The 18,171-nt window shown below is 39.0% G+C and carries 17 protein-coding genes and 1 tRNA gene; 15 read left to right on the forward strand and 3 right to left on the reverse strand.

The genetic code is table 11. The features are described 5' to 3' along the window. Nucleotides 1-98 precede the first annotated feature (98 nt). A tRNA-Arg gene (locus LKE05_RS01515) sits at nucleotides 99-175 on the reverse strand. A gap of 282 nt (nucleotides 176-457) precedes the next feature. Between LKE05_RS01515 and murA the strand changes: the two genes are divergently transcribed. From murA to ftsZ, 3 genes are all read left to right on the forward strand, one after another. Continuing rightward, complete coding sequence (gene murA / locus LKE05_RS01520; RefSeq protein ID WP_308455711.1) at nucleotides 458-1,708, forward strand: UDP-N-acetylglucosamine 1-carboxyvinyltransferase; 1,251 nt, start codon at nucleotides 458-460, stop codon at nucleotides 1,706-1,708. A gap of 14 nt (nucleotides 1,709-1,722) precedes the next feature. Further along, complete coding sequence (locus LKE05_RS01525) at nucleotides 1,723-2,643, forward strand: cell division protein FtsQ/DivIB (RefSeq protein WP_308455712.1); 921 nt, start codon at nucleotides 1,723-1,725, stop codon at nucleotides 2,641-2,643. Nucleotides 2,644-2,824: 181 nt separating this feature from the next. Next, entirely contained in the window at nucleotides 2,825-3,994 is a 1,170-nt protein-coding gene (gene ftsZ / locus LKE05_RS01530; protein ID WP_308455713.1) for a cell division protein FtsZ, read from the forward strand. 100 nt (nucleotides 3,995-4,094) lie between these two features. Here ftsZ and LKE05_RS01535 read toward each other — a convergent pair whose 3' ends face one another. Further along, complete coding sequence (locus LKE05_RS01535; RefSeq protein WP_308455714.1) at nucleotides 4,095-5,123, reverse strand: DNA recombination protein RmuC; 1,029 nt, start codon at nucleotides 5,121-5,123, stop codon at nucleotides 4,095-4,097. Between the two features lie 163 nt (nucleotides 5,124-5,286). Here LKE05_RS01535 and LKE05_RS01540 point away from each other — a divergent pair, with 163 nt between their 5' ends. The 12 genes from LKE05_RS01540 to LKE05_RS01595 all read left to right on the forward strand — a co-directional run bounded on the left by LKE05_RS01540 (nucleotide 5,287) and on the right by LKE05_RS01595 (nucleotide 14,819). Beyond that, on the forward strand, nucleotides 5,287-6,450 hold the full coding sequence (locus tag LKE05_RS01540) for a GGDEF domain-containing protein (RefSeq protein ID WP_308455715.1): 1,164 nt from the start codon (nucleotides 5,287-5,289) through the stop codon (nucleotides 6,448-6,450). Between the two features lie 118 nt (nucleotides 6,451-6,568). Then, nucleotides 6,569-7,225, forward strand: coding sequence for a site-2 protease family protein (locus LKE05_RS01545; RefSeq protein WP_308455716.1), 657 nt, complete (start codon nucleotides 6,569-6,571; stop codon nucleotides 7,223-7,225). 8 nt (nucleotides 7,226-7,233) lie between these two features. Further along, nucleotides 7,234-7,965 carry a segregation and condensation protein A gene (locus tag LKE05_RS01550; RefSeq protein WP_308455717.1) on the forward strand — a complete coding sequence of 244 codons (732 nt, stop codon included), beginning with the start codon at nucleotides 7,234-7,236 and terminating at the stop codon, nucleotides 7,963-7,965. Continuing rightward, the gene (gene scpB / locus LKE05_RS01555) at nucleotides 7,958-8,557 is read left to right on the forward strand and encodes an SMC-Scp complex subunit ScpB (protein ID WP_308455718.1); all 600 of its coding nucleotides are present in this window, start codon (nucleotides 7,958-7,960) and stop codon (nucleotides 8,555-8,557) included. The genes LKE05_RS01550 and scpB overlap by 8 nt, the downstream gene beginning before the upstream one ends. Before the next feature lie 17 nt (nucleotides 8,558-8,574). Next, entirely contained in the window at nucleotides 8,575-9,198 is a 624-nt protein-coding gene (locus LKE05_RS01560; RefSeq protein ID WP_308455719.1) for a DUF2953 domain-containing protein, read from the forward strand. Further along, on the forward strand, nucleotides 9,191-9,640 hold the full coding sequence (gene ytfJ / locus LKE05_RS01565) for a GerW family sporulation protein (RefSeq protein WP_022229906.1): 450 nt from the start codon (nucleotides 9,191-9,193) through the stop codon (nucleotides 9,638-9,640). The genes LKE05_RS01560 and ytfJ overlap by 8 nt, the downstream gene beginning before the upstream one ends. 1 nt (nucleotide 9,641) lies before the next feature. Next, a complete protein-coding gene (locus LKE05_RS01570; RefSeq protein WP_022229907.1) occupies nucleotides 9,642-11,483 on the forward strand; it encodes a TIGR03960 family B12-binding radical SAM protein in 1,842 nt (613 codons plus the stop codon). Beyond that, nucleotides 11,476-12,129 carry a TIGR03936 family radical SAM-associated protein gene (locus tag LKE05_RS01575; protein WP_308455720.1) on the forward strand — a complete coding sequence of 218 codons (654 nt, stop codon included), beginning with the start codon at nucleotides 11,476-11,478 and terminating at the stop codon, nucleotides 12,127-12,129. Before LKE05_RS01570 ends, LKE05_RS01575 begins: the two co-directional genes overlap by 8 nt. 83 nt (nucleotides 12,130-12,212) lie before the next feature. Continuing rightward, nucleotides 12,213-12,602, forward strand: a complete 390-nt coding sequence (locus LKE05_RS01580) for a VOC family protein (protein ID WP_022229909.1) — start codon at nucleotides 12,213-12,215, stop codon at nucleotides 12,600-12,602. Between the two features lie 72 nt (nucleotides 12,603-12,674). Further along, complete coding sequence (locus tag LKE05_RS01585) at nucleotides 12,675-13,475, forward strand: gluconate 5-dehydrogenase (RefSeq protein WP_022229910.1); 801 nt, start codon at nucleotides 12,675-12,677, stop codon at nucleotides 13,473-13,475. Nucleotides 13,476-13,615: 140 nt separating this feature from the next. Continuing rightward, entirely contained in the window at nucleotides 13,616-14,083 is a 468-nt protein-coding gene (locus LKE05_RS01590; RefSeq protein ID WP_022229911.1) for an RNA polymerase sigma factor, read from the forward strand. Continuing rightward, nucleotides 14,076-14,819 carry a hypothetical protein gene (locus LKE05_RS01595; RefSeq protein WP_022229912.1) on the forward strand — a complete coding sequence of 248 codons (744 nt, stop codon included), beginning with the start codon at nucleotides 14,076-14,078 and terminating at the stop codon, nucleotides 14,817-14,819. Before LKE05_RS01590 ends, LKE05_RS01595 begins: the two co-directional genes overlap by 8 nt. A 53-nt stretch (nucleotides 14,820-14,872) precedes the next feature. Here LKE05_RS01595 and LKE05_RS01600 read toward each other — a convergent pair whose 3' ends face one another. Further along, the gene (locus LKE05_RS01600; RefSeq protein WP_308455721.1) at nucleotides 14,873-18,154 is read right to left on the reverse strand and encodes a rhamnogalacturonan lyase family protein; all 3,282 of its coding nucleotides are present in this window, start codon (nucleotides 18,152-18,154) and stop codon (nucleotides 14,873-14,875) included. Nucleotides 18,155-18,171: the final 17 nt, after the last annotated feature.

An 18,171-nucleotide genomic window follows, 5' to 3' on the forward strand; every position in this document is an offset into this window, starting at 1 on the left:
ACATTAAAATTATTTTGTCAATACTTTTTTGCAAAAAATATTGTTTTTTATAGAAAAACAAAAAAATATCCGAACCGAGGTTCGGATATTGTAACTTATGGTACGCCCGGAGGGATTCGAACCCACGACCTAACGGTTCGTAGCCGTTCACTCTATCCAACTGAGCTACGGACGCATATCTGTTTAAGCTACGCATAATATATTACCATAAAGGTGAGGGTATTGTCAAGAACTTTTTTGTAAAAAAAGAAAAAAATTTGATTTATCTATCATATAGTATGAAATTTTTAACCGACAAATTTTGCATTGTTACATTGATATTAAAGGTATATTATTTTTATAAATTAACCCTTTAAAAATTTTTTGAAATGTGCTATAATGATAAGACTGTAACAGAATTATAGATATTTCGTATTATAATCATATGAGAATTATATTATAATGCGAGGTGTTTAAAGTGGGCAAACTTGTTATAGACGGCGGAAATAAGATAAGCGGTGAAATCGGTGTACAAGGTGCGAAAAATGCCGTACTGCCGATACTTGCAGCCACGGTTATGGCTGACGGAGTATGTACTTTGAAAAACTGTCCATATCTTCGTGATGTAGATAAAACAGATTTGGTGCTTGAAAGATTGGGCTGCAGAGTACATAGGGCAGGCAATACCGTAACGGTTGATACAAGAGGTATGTGTGACTGTAAAATATGTGAAGATTTAATGCGTGAGATGCGTTCTTCAATCATATTTTTGGGAGCGATAATTTCAAGGTGCAAAAAAGCGGTTGTAAGTATGCCTGGCGGTTGTCCGATTGGTTTAAGGCCGATTGATTTGCATTTAAAGGCTTTGCGTGAACTCGGTGTCGATATTCAGGAAGAACACGGCTATATAAAATGCAGTACTGATAAGATTGTCGGCGGAAACATACATCTTGATTTTCCAAGCGTCGGAGCAACCGAAAATGCTATGCTTGCCGCAGTTTGTGCGGAGGGTTTTACAACTATTACAAATGCGGCGCGTGAACCGGAGATTGTTGATTTGGGTAACTTCCTGAATTGTATGGGTGCAAAAGTCCGCGGTATGGGCGGCAGTGTAATAAAAATAGAGGGAGTGAGCAAGCTTCACGGTGCGGAGTATACGATAATGCCCGACCGTATTGTTGCCGCAACATATCTGGCCGCATCTGCGATTACGGGCGGAGAGATATGTCTTAAAAATGTCAATCCACGCGATATGGTAGCAATGCTCCATGTTCTTTTGGATATGGGAGTACAGCTCAGAATAGAAAAAGATAAAATTATTCAGAAAGCTCCCAAGAAACTTGAAAGTATACATATAGTAAGAACAATGCCGTATCCGGGTTTTCCGACGGATATACAATCGCCGTTTATGGCGCTTGCAACTGTTGCAAGAGGAACAAGTATATTTATAGAAAATATATTTGAAAACAGATTTCAGCATGTTGATGAACTTACACGAATGGGTGCCGACATAAAAGTAGAAGGCAGAAGTGCCGTTGTAAGAGGCGTAAACGCTTTGCAGGGTGCAAATGTTGTTGCAAGAGAACTGCGCGGAGGCGCGGCGCTTGTTGTTGCGGCACTTGCCGCAAACGGTACAACGACGATTGGCGGCACAGAATTTATAGACAGAGGTTATGAAAATATAGAAAAGTATCTGCTTGAATGCGGAGCGAAAATCAGACGAGAATAATTCAGGGTGATAGTATGGATGAAAATAATCGTAATATACGAGTCGTCAAAACAGGCGGTCGTAAGGTTACAAAAACTACAACTGAATATGATTGGAGCAGGTTAGAGAAAAGAACCTTGAAAGAACATAAAGATGTTCCCGAAAGAAGTGTTCGGCGTGAACCTACACAGCTTGAACGAAAAATTCGCTACCAAAAAAAACAAAAGCAACAGCGTCTTAAAATACAGCGTAGACGTGCATTGCTGGGATTTGTTTTGGCGGTGATTCTTGTAAGCGTGCTCTTATTTATGACACCGATATTTAATATTCGTTCCGTATCGGTTGAGGGAAATGTTCTCGTAACAGCCGAACAGTTCCAAGAAAAGCTAAAACCGCTTGTCGGTCAAAATCTTTTCCGCAGCGGCAGACGAAAAATAAGAAATACGTTAAAAACAATACCATATATAGATACCGTTGATGTGCAGAAAAGGTTATTCCCACCGTCAGTAAAAGTTACGGTGACGGAATATACACCGTCTGCGTATATAAAAATTGACGGTAAGACATTGCTTGTAAATTCTGAATTGAGAGTTTTAACCGATACCGGCAACAACGGTGAAACATTACCGACGGTAACTGGATTGACGGTTACGGATTATAAATTGGGTGAAATTTTAAAAACCGACGAAAACGAAAAATTCGATATTACAAAAATTTCGCTGTCAACGCTTGAGGCAACGGGTATTCTTGATAAGGTTATCGAAATAAATGTTACCGATGTGACTGACATAACAATGAATTACGATAACCGAATAACCGTACAATGCGGTACGCAGTTGGATCTTGAACGTAAAATAAGACTGTTCAGAGAAACTGTTATGAGTAACAGTTTGACTGAAAATGCCCGCGGAACAATGGATTTAAGCGAGTCCGGAAAGGCGATATATACACCGTAAAAATAAAATTGCACAAAAATCGAAAACAAAACGACTATAATATTGTGTAAAAATTTTCGGCGTTTTGAAAATTTGTGGGAAAAAACTATTGAATAAGTTGAAAAAACATAGTAAAATAATATATATGCGGAGATTTCCCTGTTGGATTTGTTGGGGATAAACTACGAAGGAGGATATTTAGATGAGTGATATGCCTATCGGTTTGGAAGAAAACACTACAATAGACGGCGCAAGAATAAAGGTTATAGGTGTCGGCGGCGGCGGTAACAATGCTGTAGACCGTATGATCGAGGCCGGCGTTACAAAGGCAGAATTTATTTGCGTCAATACAGATGCACAGCAGCTTGCAAATGTAAAAGCACCGACTGTACTTAATATCGGCAGAAAGCTTACAAGCGGTTTGGGAGCAGGTGCAAAGCCTGAAATCGGCAGACAAGCGGCTGAAGAATCAAAAGATGAAATCAAGAATCTTGTAAAAGATACAGAAATGGTATTCGTAACAGCAGGTATGGGCGGCGGAACAGGTACAGGTGCCGCACCTATTATCGCAGAGGCTGCGAAATCTCTTGGTGTACTTACAGTTGCGGTAGTAACAAAGCCTTTCTTCTTTGAAGGACCTCAAAGAATGAGAAACGCTGAAGAAGGTATTAAGAACCTTGCAGAAAAGGTTGACGCTATTGTTACTATACCAAACGATCTTCTGTTAAAGATTGCAGACAAAAAGGTTACAATTAAAGATTCATTTAAACTTGCAGACGATGTTCTTCGTCAAGGTGTTCAAGGTATCATTGAAGTAATTACTCAAAGAGGTATTATGAACTGTGACTTTGCCGATGTAAGAACAATTATGAAAGACAGCGGTGTCGCACATATGGGTATCGGTGTCGGCAAGGGTGAAAATGCCGCTCAGGACGCAGTTCGTGCGGCTATTGAAAGTCCGCTTCTTGAAACAAGTATTGAGGGTGCTGAAAACGTACTTCTTAATATCACAGGCGGAAGTGAATTCTCACTTGTTGATATGGGCGAAGTATCAAGCATTGTTCGTGACCTTGTAAGTGAAGAGGCAAATATTATTGTCGGTACTGCTATGGACGATAATCTTAAAGATGAAATTAAGGTTACTCTTATTGCAACAGGTCTTGACGGTTCATTAAGACGCGGTAAGGATAAAGCTAATGATGTAAAGAATATTACACCTAAGTTTACAGGTTCTTCAACATCAAGCGACAGAAAGACTCCGTCTTATTCATCATCAGTTTCTGATTATGATGATAATGCAATTTTCAAGAGAAAGTTAAAGCCGGGAATGGGTAGTATAGATGTTCCCGATTTCTTTAAACCGGGCAGATAATTTAAAAATTAAGTAATATAAAAGCCACGAGTAAACTCGTGGCTTTTTGTGTGCTTTTTGTATGCTTAAAGAATAAATAATGTTTTTATCAAATATATTATTACATATCGTCAAAACTGTTGCTTTCGGATTTTTCAACACTACGGAGTTTTCGCTCCATTGCACGCATTCTGACACCGATAAGTTTATCAAGTTCGTCACCTGTTTGGGTAATTCTTTTTTGTGCCGTTTCAAGAACTGAATAGAATTTTTCAAATTCACCCTTGACTTCGCCTAAGACTTGCCAAACTTCGCTTGAACGTTTTTCAAGTGCAAGTGTACGGAAACCCATTTGCAAAGAATTTAGCATAGCCGCCATAGTGCTTGGACCTGCTATATTTATTTTATATTCACGTTGCAAAACTTCGACAAGACCGAGATTAACTGCCTCGGCATAAAGTCCTTCTGTTGGGAGGAACATTATTGCAAAATCGGTTGTGTACGGCGGTTCAACGTATTTTGTGTGAATATCTTTTGCGAATTGCTTTATTCGCTGAACGAGTGCTTTTGAAGAACGGTTTATAATTTCGCTGTCGCCGGTATCATATGCGTTCAGTAAATCGTTGTAGGCGTCAAGCGGGAATTTTGAATCAATCGGAAGATATATAAATCCTTCGTCGTCGTGCGGAAGTTTAACCGCAAATTCAACAACTGCGGAACTGTTCGGTATGGTTGCAACATTGGTGTCGAATTGCTCCGGTGCAAGTATTTCGTCGAGGATTGCACCGAGTTGTATTTCACCGAGTATACCACGTGTTTTAACATTTGAAAGGACTTTTTTTAAATCACTTACACCTGATGAAAGTGCGGATATATCGGCGAAACCTTTGTACATATCGGCAAGGTGTTTTTCCATACTTTGACGCATACTTTTGATTTCGTTGTCCATTTGTGCAAAACGGTTTGTCTGCATATTGCCGATTACCTGTTGATTTTCCGATATTATGTCGGAAAACATTTTGACAGAACCGTTTATACGTTGTTCAAGTCCCGAATCAGACGGCTTTGAACTGTTTTTTAATGTAAAAATCAGAGTTATAAGTACACATATAATAAGTATAATTAAAAGAATAAGTATCGCTGTTTGCATTATTAATCTCCATTCTGTATTACGATTTTATTAACATTATACTATTAAAATAGTGAACAATCAACAAAAATCCGATTTTTTTCGACGAAAATATTGATAAATTATAAAAAATTAGGTATAATAAAAATGTAAAATATGTATAAAAGGAGATGGCGCGATAATTATGGGAAAATTAAAAAAGTTTATTATGAACAAAATAGAAAAAGTTAACGTGCAAGTTTCAATGCTGACTTGCGGACTTATCATATTTTCTTGCCTGGTTATATATCTCGTTACATCGGGCGTTATGATTTCGATGCTTGCCGACGCATACAATGAACGTGCAAATCTTACTTTTACAACCATAGAATCTCATTTTGACAGCAGACTTTTTACTGAAGATGTGCCTGACGGCGTATACGGTGCGGCACTGAGCTATTTATCCGCGGTAAAGGACAATATGGCGATTTCAGAAATATTTGTTGTGAGAAAAGATAAAAACGGCGATTTCCAATATATACTCGATACGAAAAATGACAAGATAAACACTGTTATAAATAACGAAAAGATAACAGGAAAAATTGAAAAAGAAATAAACGACTTGTATACAACGCATTATGCCGATGCAGGTGCTTTTTATGCGTCGTTGGACGGCTTTCGGTATTTGAATTTTTATCCGATAATGGACGGCGGTACTGTGAAGGCCGTTGCTTGTATAGGAATTGACGCGAACAGGGTATATATTTTCAAGATTATACTTCGCGTTATAGTAATAATACTTATACTTTTGTGTTGCTTGATTTCAGTACGTTTTTCAATGGCGATATTCAAGAGGATTTCAAATCCGCTGTATCAGGATATGTCGAATACGGATACGCTTACAGGTTTGAAAAACAAGAATTCGTTCACTGTTGATATGCACAACATAGAAAGCGGAAACCAATCGCGGTATGCTATTGTTACGATAGACTTAAACGGATTAAAGAATATAAACGACAGTCGTGGACATCAAATGGGTGATATTTATATTCAAAACGGTGCCGACGCGATAAGAAAAGCGATGGAAGGTACTGATTTTATCGGTTACAGAGTCGGCGGCGATGAATTTTCTGTTGTATTAAAAGACTGCGATATTGATATGGTTAAGAATTTTGCGGACAGAATCGCAAGAATGGCAGACAGTATTAATCGCGGAGGAATTAAGACTTCTATGTCAATCGGTTATGCCAAGTTTGACGCGGGAAAAGACAGAAACTTCTCTATGACAATGGAACGTGCCGACGCAATGATGTACGAAAACAAACGTTTGTATTATAAAACTAAAAATTTAAAAAGACGAGAAGAATAGATAAAATAACCTCTGACAAATCATACTTGTGCAGAGGTTATTTTTTGTGCGATTTTACTTTACTTTTTCTGAAAATAATTATATAATATAATTATCTGTATTTAAGGAGAAAAAATATATGGTTGGTTTTAATTTAATAAACATAATAATCAATGTGCCTATAACGCTTATAGCGTTGACGGGACACGAATTTGCACACGGTTGGGTATCGACAAAACTTGGTGACCCGACACCCGAACGTGAGGGAAGATTGACTTTAAATCCGCTTGCACACCTTGACCCTGTCGGTACGTTGTTGATGATTTTGACAGGCTTCGGTTGGGCAAAACCTGTCGGGGTAAATCCGTCATATTATAAAGATACAAAAAAGGGTATGGCACTTACCGCAGCGGCAGGACCGCTTGCCAATTTGATTATGGCTTTTGCGGCATTGCTTATATATGCGATACTTCACGTTTTATGTATAAAGCTCGGTTTCGGTACAAGCGTTCTAAACGGTGTTGCAACTTTTGCACAGCTTTTTGCGATAAGAAATCTATGCTTTATGGTGTTTAACATAATTCCGATACCACCGCTTGACGGTGCAAAAGTACTTGGAATGTTTCTTCCGAACAAAGCATATTACACTATGCTGAGATACGAAAGATATTCTATGCTTTTAATTATGGTGCTTTCGCTTACCGGCGTTCTGAACGGCATAATCGGAACAGGTGTGAATTTCTTCTTTAACGGAATTATCAACCTGTTAAACAGTGCTATTAACTTGATATTATAGGGTGAAAAATGGATAAGATATTATATAAACTTGATACGTTTGAAGGCCCGCTTGACTTGCTTTTGACGCTTATACAGAAAAACAAGGTCAGTATATACGACATACCGATTGTTGAGATAACGGCGCAGTATCTTGAGGCGATTGACGGAATTGAAGAGGCTAATCTTGATAATACAAGCGAATTTCTTGTTATGGCGTCCAATCTTTTGTATATAAAATCGAAAATGTTACTTCCTAAAAATGAGGAAGAAGAGGACGAGGAAGACCCGAGAGAAGAACTTGCGCGTAGGTTGGCTGAATATCAGCAGTTTAAAGATGCGTCAAAGGAGCTTAGGAAGAGTGAGTTTACAACAAAAGAAATGGTATTTCGTGAGCCTGAAAAAATTAAATTTCCTATGCCCGAATACGATATAACGCACGATACGAAAGAACTGATTGATGCGTTTAACAACATATTTCAACGCAGACTTCGCAAGGCAAAACCCGAAAAACGTGCGTTTTCAAAAATTGTCGGCAGAGAAAAAGTTTCGGTTGACGATATGGTTGAAAAGATATGTAAAGTGTTAAAGCATAATAAACGTGTACAGTTTGAATCGCTTTTTAAAGCGGACGATTCACGTCCTGAAATGATTGCGACGTTTTTGGCGGTGCTTGAAATGATAAAGCTGAACAAGCTGTATGCGGACTATGACGAAAAGTCAGATGACTTTATTCTTACAACGGAGAAAAAGAATGGATAATATTAAATATGCAATAGAGGGAATACTTTTTGCGGCAGGGGAGCCTGTTAAGGCGGCAAAATTGGCTGTTGTGCTTGATACGAGCATTGACGAAGTCAATAAGGCGGTCGATGAACTGAAAAAAGAATACAGCGAAAATCACAGAGGATTTAATATAATTGATATTCTTGAGGGTTATCAAATTTGTTCAAGACCTGAATATTATACCTATATACAGGAAATATTAGGAGAACAGAGAAGGCAGCCGCTTTCAAATGCGGCAATGGAGGCACTTGCGATAATTGCCTACAAACAGCCTATAACGAAAGGTCAGATTGAACATATAAGAGGAGTAAATTCGGACGGCTGCGTAAACAGACTTTATGAACGCGGACTGATTGAAGAAAAGGGCAGACTGGACGCACCGGGCAGACCGATTTTATATGTGACGACAGACACGTTTTTAAGGTGTTTCGGACTTACAAAGCCTACCGATTTACCACCGCTTGATTTGAGAAGTCTTAACCTTGAAACATCACAGGGACTGCAGCTTGAAATCGATGAGAACGGTGAAAATATTGCTGCGGAAAACGAAGAAAACACTGAACAATAACAAAAGGAGGACAGCATATGACAGCTTTATATATAATATTAGCCGTCGTGGCTGTTATAATGTTACTTTTGCTTATACCGGCAGACTGTATTCTTGAGTTTTCGTATAATAATAAGGAAAATAACGGATCTGTAATTATAAAGTATGTGTTTTTAAAATTTAAGATTTTTCCGAATGACAAGGTTGAAGAAGAAGTTGAAAACGAAGAAGAAACGACCGACAAAGAAGAAAAGAAAGAAAAATCGGATATTTTAGGGATAATAACGCTCATAAAAGAAGTATATAAACAGTTAAAAAAAGATATATTAAATTTACTTGACTATATAATTTGTCACGCAATTAAGATAAAGGAACTGAATGTATCGTCAAAATTCGGTACGGGAAATCCAATGTATACGGGAATTGCGACGGGTGCGGTCAATGCGGGAGTATATAATGCAGTAGGCTGGATTGACAGACGAATGAAACTTGAAAAGTGGGATGTGTCGCTTGACGCTGATTTTAATAATGCGTGCTTGGATGTGGGCGTATATTGCAAACTTAGGACAAACTGTTTATATGTTTTGACAATAGGATTTAAAACGGTAAAAGTTGTTTTGAAAATACAGAAAATCAATAGGAGGATAAAAGAAAATGGCTAATAAAGTTAGTGAAATGTTTGAGGGATTAACAAATAATTTCAAAGGTATGATTGATGCAAATTCGGTCGTAGGTGAGCCGATAATAGTCAATGACGGAACGATGATTGTGCCTATATCAAAGGTGTCATTTGGTTTCGGCGGCGGCGGCTGTGAATTTGACAGAAAGAAAAACGATACTCAAAGCCTTGACGATAAAAACTTCGGCGGCGGTATGGGCGGCGGTGCGTCGGTTGACGCAATGGCGTTTCTTGTTATAAATAACGGTAACGTGCGTTTGATTCCTATGGAGGGCGGTTCTTCGCCTGTTGACAAACTAATCGACCTTGTACCCGAAGTTGTGGACAAGGTTAACGGATTTTTTGCGGAAAGACGCGAAAGAAAAGCACAGAAAAAAGCTGAAGAAAATGAATGTGCAGACGAAATAATTAATCAGGGAGAATAAAATGATAACAACAAGAGATAAGATATTGTCGGCAGTAATGAAACCGACAAGATATACGGGCGGAGAGCTTAACTCCGTCATAAAAAATCCTGCCGATGTTGATGTGAGATTCGGTTTTTGTTTTGCCGATACTTACGAAATCGCAATGTCGCACTTGGGGCTTAAAATTCTTTACCATACTTTAAACGACCGTGAGGACACATATTGTGAGCGTGTTTTTGCACCTTGGACGGATATGGAAGAAGAAATGAAAAAGCATGGAATGAAGTTGTTTGCACTTGAAACAGGTGACGAAATAACTCATTTTGATATGCTCGGATTTACTTTGCAGTATGAACTCAGCTATTCAAATATAGTGAATATGCTTATGCTTGCGGATATTCCGGTAAGAGCAAAGGACAGAGACGAGAGCTATCCTATTGTTTGCGGCGGCGGTCCTTGTGCGTATAACGCAGAACCTGTGGCGGATATATTTGATTTCTTTATGCTCGGCGAGGGTGAAGATTCGATACATGAGGTTGTTGAAGAGTATGTTAAGTGGAAAAAGAGCGGTAAGAAAAATAAACGTGATTATCTTGAAGCAATAGCCGAAATTGAAGGTATTTATGTGCCGTCATTCTATGATGTGGAATACAATGACGATAATACGGTAAAGAGTGTTACACCGAACAATCCTCATGCTAAACCGAAAGTAAGAAAGCGTATAATGAAAGATTTTAATGCTACATACGCACCGGAAACGATTATTGTACCGTTCGGTGAGGTTGTACACGACAGAGTTATGCTTGAAGTTATGCGCGGTTGCTTGAGAGGCTGCCGTTTCTGCCAGGCAGGCTATATATACAGACCGTTAAGAGAAAGAAAGCCGGAAAGACTGTTGGGTATTGCGGAAAACTTGCTTGCGTGCAGCGGATATGACGAAATATCACTGTCATCGCTTTCAACAAGTGATTTCAGCGGACTTCGTGACCTTACGGACGGACTGCTTAAAATAACCGAAGAAAAGAAAATCGGTTTGTCGCTTCCGTCACTTAGAATTGATAATTTCTCGCTTGAACTTATGGAAAAAGTGCAGAAAGTCAGAAAAACAGGTATTACTTTTGCACCGGAGGCAGGAACTCAAAGACTTCGTGATGTTATCAATAAAAATATAAATGAAGAAGATATTATAAATTCAACAAATATGCTTTTCAGAGGCGGTTGGACAAACGTAAAATTGTACTTTATGATTGGACTTCCTACCGAAACTATGGACGATGTTTGCGGCATAGCCGACCTTGCGCAAAAGGTGCTTGAAGTTTACTTTGCAATCCCGAAAGAGGAAAGAGCAAAGCAGATAAATATAACCGTAAGTACGTCGAGTTTTGTGCCAAAGCCTTTTACTGCGTTCCAGTGGGCAAAACAGGATACACGTGACATGCTTATCGAAAAGCAGAATACATTAAAATCGGCTATCAAGTCAAAAAGAATACGTTATAATTGGCACGATAATAAGACAAGTTATCTTGAAGGTGTTTTTGCAAGAGGCGACAGACGTCTTAGCGAGGTTATAATTAAGGCTGTTGAAAATGGCTGTAAGTTTGACGGTTGGGGAGAGCATTTTAAGTTTGATGTATGGATGCAGACTTTTGACGAACTTGGAATTGACCCTAATTTCTATACGGCGCGTGAACGCAGTTATGAAGAAGTTCTTCCTTGGGACCATATCGACATAGGCGTTACAAAGAATTTCTTGATGCGTGAAAATGAAAAAGCAAAACAATCTGTAACAACACCGAACTGCCGTCAAAAATGTGCAGGCTGCGGTGTTAAATCATTCGGTACGGGGGTCTGTTATGAGTAATTATATATTGAAATATTCGCGAGATGAAAGAGTAAAATATATTTCTCACCTTGACTTTGTGCGTCTGTTCCACAGAACAGTACGTCGTACAGGTATGAATTTTATGTTTTCAAACGGATTTAATCCTCACCCGATTATGATGGTTGCACAGCCGTTGTCGGTAGGCGTGACTTCTGACTGCGAGTATATGAAAGTAGGCTTTGACGGCGATTACAGCGAACAAGAACTTGTCGATACAATCAATAATGCTTTTCCGCCGGGATATAAAATCCTTGCCGCAAAAAAAGTTGAGGGCAAGGAAATTGACCTTACAAAACTTGACAGAGCGGTGTATACGGTTGAACTTGAATATGAGGGCAGTGCGGATATTGAAAAACTTCTTGCACAAAACGAACTCAAAGTAATGAAAAAATCAAAGAGCGGTGTAAAAGAGTCGGATATACGTCCGTATATATACAGCATTGAAAAAATAAGCGAAGATAACGGCATACTTGTGCTTAAAATGTGTATTTCTGTAGGCAGTGCGTATAATCTTAAACCGCAGAGTGTTATTGACGCAATGGAAAAATATTGCGATAATTTCAAAGGCGGTTTTATGAACGTACACAGAAATTCAATGACAATCGGAGATAAAGAGATTTTGTAAAAATATTATATAAATCACTTGAAATAATACAGAAAATATGCTATAATAGATATAGTTATTAATGTTAAATAGGAGTGGTTATAATGGTAAACGGTATTGAACACGTTGCTGTTGTTTCAAAGGACACAGCCGCACTTAAAGATTGGTATATGGAAATGTACGGCGGCAGAGTTGTTTATGACAATGGTAAGGGTACATATTTTCTTCAGTTTGCCGACGGCAGTATGATTGAGTTTGTTACGGCAACAGACGATAAAACCGCTGACGTTGAAAAACAGGCAGGTATCAGACACCTTGCTTTTTCTGTAACTCCGGCGGCTTTTGACGAAATCGTTGCAAAGCTAAAGGCTGATGAAAGAGTTGAAGAAGTACACGATGTATCTGAAAATGCAAAGGGATTAAAGACATATTGGTACAGAGATATTGAAGGCAATTTCTCACACCTTATCTATCGTCCCGAACCGTTAATGTAATTCTTTTTTAAGAATTATTAAATTAGTTAATATTTATATTAAATATAAAAATACAAGGAGGAAAAATTTAAGATGAGTGAGTATTTAAACTTTAGTCTTGAAGGTAAAGTTGCACTTGTAACAGGTGCATCATACGGTATCGGCTACGCTATTGCGTCAGCATATGCAAAGTCAGGTGCTAAGATTGTTTTCTGCGATATTAAGCAGGAATTTGTTGATAAGGGTATGGCTGCATATACAGCTGACGGTATCGACGCTAAGGGTTATGTTTGCGACGTAACTAACGAAGAAATGGTACAGGAAATGGTTAAGAAAATCGAGGCTGAAGTAGGCGTTATCGATATTCTTGTAAACAATGCAGGTATCATTAAGAGAATTCCTATGTGCGATATGACTGCTGACGAGTTCAGACAGGTTGTTGACGTTGACCTTAACGCTCCGTTTATCGTATCAAAGGCAGTTATTCCTTCAATGATTAAGAAGGGTCACGGTAAGATTATAAACATCTGTTCAATGATGTCAGAGCTTGGCCGTGAAACTGTATCAGCTTATGCTGCTGCTAAGGGTGGTCTAAAGATGCTTACAAGAAACATCTGTTCAGAATACGGTGCTAACAACATTCAATGTAACGGTATCGGCCCTGGTTACATAGCTACACCTCAAACAGCTCCGCTAAGAGAAAAGCAAGCTGACGGATCAAGACATCCGTTCGACCAGTTTATCTGCGGCAGAACTCCTGCAGGCAGATGGCTACAAGCTGAAGAACTTACAGGTCCTGCTGTATTCCTTGCTTCAGATGCATCAAATGCTGTAAACGGTCACATTCTATATGTTGACGGCGGTATCCTTGCTTACATCGGTAAACAACCGTGATGACAGCTTAAATACGTTTTTAAACCGACGAAAATTTTTCGTCGGTTTTTTTATATAAAAATGAACCAAATGCCGCCCATGACTATCTAACTAATGTACAAACAAAAAGCGCTGATGTTTATACAGAAAGGTAAAATCCAATGGACAGAGAAAAATTTACACAAGAAGTTCTGAAATCAGAGAATACAATGTACCATATTGCAAAGGGTATGCTTAAAAGTGAAAGTGACTGTGAAGATGTTGTTTCGGAGGCTGTTTTAAAGGCATATACGAAAATTCACACTCTTAAAGAAGAAAAGTATTTCAAAACGTGGCTTATAAGAATTTTAATAAACGAATGTTATAAAAAGTTGCGTGAATATAAAAGGGTTGTTTCGATAGAGGACTGTAACAACAGTTTTGAATATAAGGACAATTCAAACTACACCGAGCTTTATAATGCGGTTAAAAAGCTGAAACACAAAATCAGAATAGTAATAATGCTACACTATATAGAAGGTTATTCTGTCGAAGAAGTAGGGAATATATTAAAAATTCCTGTCGGAACGGTTAAAAGCCGTCTGCATATCGGTCGTAAAAATTTAAAGGAGGAACTTGAAGATGAATAAATATGATTGGAAAAATGCCTTTCCGAAACCGAGTGAAAATTTTCATAATAAACTTTGTATGACGTTGGATAGTTTTGAAAAGGAGAATGTAAAAATGAAAAAAGTATCTTTTAAAAAGAGTATCATTATTGCGGCGGCAGTATTGGCTGTCGGCACAGTGGCATTTGCGTCAAAAGGTGCAGTCAATTATGTTATGGGAAGTACATCGTCAAAGCCGGATTATACAAACATTCCCGCTACGGAAACGCTTAATAAAAATGTGGGCTTTTCACCGAAGATTGTCGAACAATTTTCAAACGGCTATACATTTAAAGGCGGACATAACGGAAAAAATAAGTATGTTGACGAAGAAAACGGAACAGAAGAAAAGTATAAATCGTTTATGGCTGATTATGAAAAAGACGGTGACAAAGTTATGTTAAGCGCCGACACTTACGCGGACAGTCATAAAGACCGAGGCAACAGCGAAGTAAGCGATTATAACGGCATAGCAATAGCATATATATCGTATGTAAATAAGGTTGTTCCGGCTGATTATCAGCAGACTGAACAGGATATGAAAGACGAGGAAAGCGGTAAATATGTATTCAGCTACGGCGCGGAGAAGGTTGAAATTTCACAAGTGCAAGGCGTTGAGTGGGAACAGGACGGAATTTATTACAATATTACGGCAATAGATTCACCGCTTGATAAGCAGGGACTTATTAATATGGCTAAGGAAGTTATTGATAATTAATATGTATTTATAAATCAAAAAGGTGTTGCATATTGCAACACCTTTTGATTTAATTATTCTGTTTTTTGCCAAAAATCAACAGGAGTCATATCGTTCCAAATAAACACTTTATCAGGTTCAAATTGAAGTAAAACAGTAGATTGTCCGGTTGTTGTAGGCGTAATATCGGCTAAGTCTGTCAAAATACCGTTTGAATATTTTGCGGCATATCCTTTCATATCTGTCAGGCAACCGATGTTTAAAGCAACATTCTGACCGTTTACGGTTATTTCGCTTGTAGTGTAATATCTTGCATTTGCAAATTCAACACTTGATGTTGAGTTTGCGTTGGCTTGATTATAAATCTGAACGTATGTGATAGGTGAAGTCCTACCGGTTGCTGAGTCGGAGAAGTTTCTAAGGTTAAGGTCACTCGCCGAGGCAACCGTATTACCTGTTGAATCAATAACAGTCAACGTAACAGTCGCACCGTTTCCGTTGCCGACATTTGTAAAGTTGTAGCGGAAAGTATATGTTTCGCCAAGCTTGATTGTGCCTACGGAAGACGCTCTTGTGTTTTTCCATGCAACATTCAATTCAGTATCAGATTTTTTTGTAAGATACCAGCCGCCGCCTGTTTGCTTGTCAGCCATAAATCTTACGAAAAATCCTGCCGCATTGTTTTTGTCTGTGTTACCGTTTGCAGGGATTGAGTTGATTTTCACTGTATGTTCGAGCGTGAAGTCACCCGCATAACTGCCTATTTGTGCCGTTGTTAATTCTGATGTTGTGCTTGATGTTTCATACAGTTTATTAAGTGCGGCAATGTTTGCGTCCAATAACTGAATTGTTAAATATGCGGTTTTGTCTAAATACGTTACTGTAAGAGTTTGTTTACCAAGCGTGTTTCCAAAACCTGTCACTTCAAATTCGCTTGAGTTTAGCACCGATGAAGTACCGTCAGAGTAATATGCGGTAACTGTAATTGTGTTTTTATCGATATTTTCACCGAGATAGTATGTTGATTTTGAAGTCTGTGCAGTAATTCTTGAAACAGATTTTACCGTTATTTTCAAATCGGTCGTTTTGCCTAAGTACGAAACAATAAGTGTCTGTTCGCCGATTATATCTTTATCAATTTCGGAAACTGTGTAAGTGTTTATTTCATCCGAAGTGCCGTCCGAATAATTAGCCTTTACAACCATACCTGTTCTGTCAAACGATTCGCCCGGAACATATGAAGTTTTTGTAGGCTGTGTTGTTACGACTATGCTTGTAAGTGTTCTTGTTTCAAACACTTCTTTACCCATATAGAAGCCGACGTGCGGAGGTTGATTGTATGCCGTTTGCTCCGCCGCAACACCGCTGCGGTATACAGGGTCTTGCATAAGTGTTTTTATTTTATAATCTGTCGTATCGGTTGTTGAGAATACTCGAAGAGCCGTTCCGTCAGAAGTAGGGTATATAACTTCTTCTCTCCAGTCACCGAAAAGGTCGGCTTGAAGTGACGGATTTGCCTTTGTACCGTTGATTGAAACACAATCATAATTTCCGGCACTGAATATATTGCTCATATTACGACCGTTCCAATCGGTGATATTTGCACCGTCAAGCAAGTTGTCGTATAAATCGCCGTCCCAGAAAATACGGAAATTCATTGAAGGTGTATTTCTGCCTGTAAGCGAAGTTGCAGTTGTGAAATCAGTGCCGCCGTTTGACTGTCTTGCAGAGTTTTTTGCACTCCAAATTTGATAGTATCCGCCGGCACCGACATTTGCCATAACACCGCGGCCTGTGTCGGCGGACGCACCTTCGTGGAACATAATATTGCCTGTTTCGGCGTCAATAACAGACATACCGAAATCCAGAGTTATGTCATTACCGCTAAGGCTGTTTGTTCCGCTGTCCTCGTGGACTGTGAAAAATTCAAAACCGGTATGTGTAGGGTCGTAGTTTCCTATATGAAGCGCGTCACCGTGCTGTAGATATGTACACCATTTAGGACGAAATTCATTGTCGTCATTGACTTCCATACACAATGCACCTGTGATAAATTCGTCTTTGCCGTCATTATCCACGTCGGCAACGGTACAGTTGTGGTTGCCGTTTCCGACATATTGATAAGCACCGTCAAAATATCCCTCTTGACCTTTTTGCGTATCAAAACGATAAGTAGGGGATAAAGCTGTACCGTCCCAGCTTATACCGGCAATACTTGTACGCTGTTTGCCGTTTCTGCCGAAATAGTAGCCCCTTAAATATATTGCATACGGCTTTTCGCCGTCAAGATAAGCAACATCAGATACAAAACGATTTGAACGGTTACCGAAATCGTCGCCGTAGTCTACACCGTTTTCACTTCCGCGAGTTGTCGGAAGATTAATAGTGTCCATTGCGACACCTGTTTCGCCGTTGAATACTGTCAAAAATTCTTTACCTTCGGTAATTCTGCCGTAACCTCTGTAATCGGCAGTTGAATTTTCTTCATCTGTTATTGCTTTAATTTCTTCATCGGTTTGTGCGGCATTTGAAACATATTTGCCTTGTCCGTCCTTTGAACCGAGTGAAGTTTGACACATTACTTCAGATTTGCCGTCGCCGTCAAAGTCGTATACAAGGAACTGAAGTGTGTGTGCACTTGAATATACGTTTTTACCGAGTGCAATATCGTTCTTCCAAAGCTTTGTACCGTCTAATTTGTATGCGGCAAGATGTACCGTGCCGGAATATGCAGGGTCACCAGGCGAACCGACGTCATGTTCGGAAGATGTCCATTTCACGATTATTTCGTACTCTCCGTCGCCGTCAACGTCACCCGTTGAACAGTCGGCAGGGAAGAATGAATATGTAGCAAGCTCATTGCCTGATGGGTCATAAATTGTTTCATCATCAGGTTTTGAAAGCGGTATGTCAAAATAACTGTTTTCATTTACCGTTACTGCGTCGCACTTATCTCCCTCAAAATCGTTCATAACGGGTGCAACACTGTAATTTGTACCAACGGTTGAATCAACATAATTTGTTTTGGTTGCGACTTCGCTTATTTTTTTGCCGTCACGATATACATTAAATGACACATTTTTATCGGCACTGCCGAAAATATTGTCCTCACTGTCAAATAATCGCCAACTTAAATATACACCGCCGTCTGTTTTTATTGCGATAAGACCGCGGTCAAGCTTTTCCATTTGACGTGTGTGCACATTTTCATCGGTATATCCTGTAGAAGAATTATACCAATAGTTGTAGCTTACCTGTTGCGTGTTTGTACTGTCAGCATACGCAGACATATTTAAAGCTGCTGCCGATGATATAGCAAACACTGTCGAAAGTACCGTGCATAAAAGTTTTTTCATAAAAATACCTCCAATTC

The organism is Hominilimicola fabiformis (assembly GCF_020687385.1).
Lineage (GTDB): Bacteria > Bacillota > Clostridia > UBA1381 > UBA1381 > Hominilimicola > Hominilimicola fabiformis.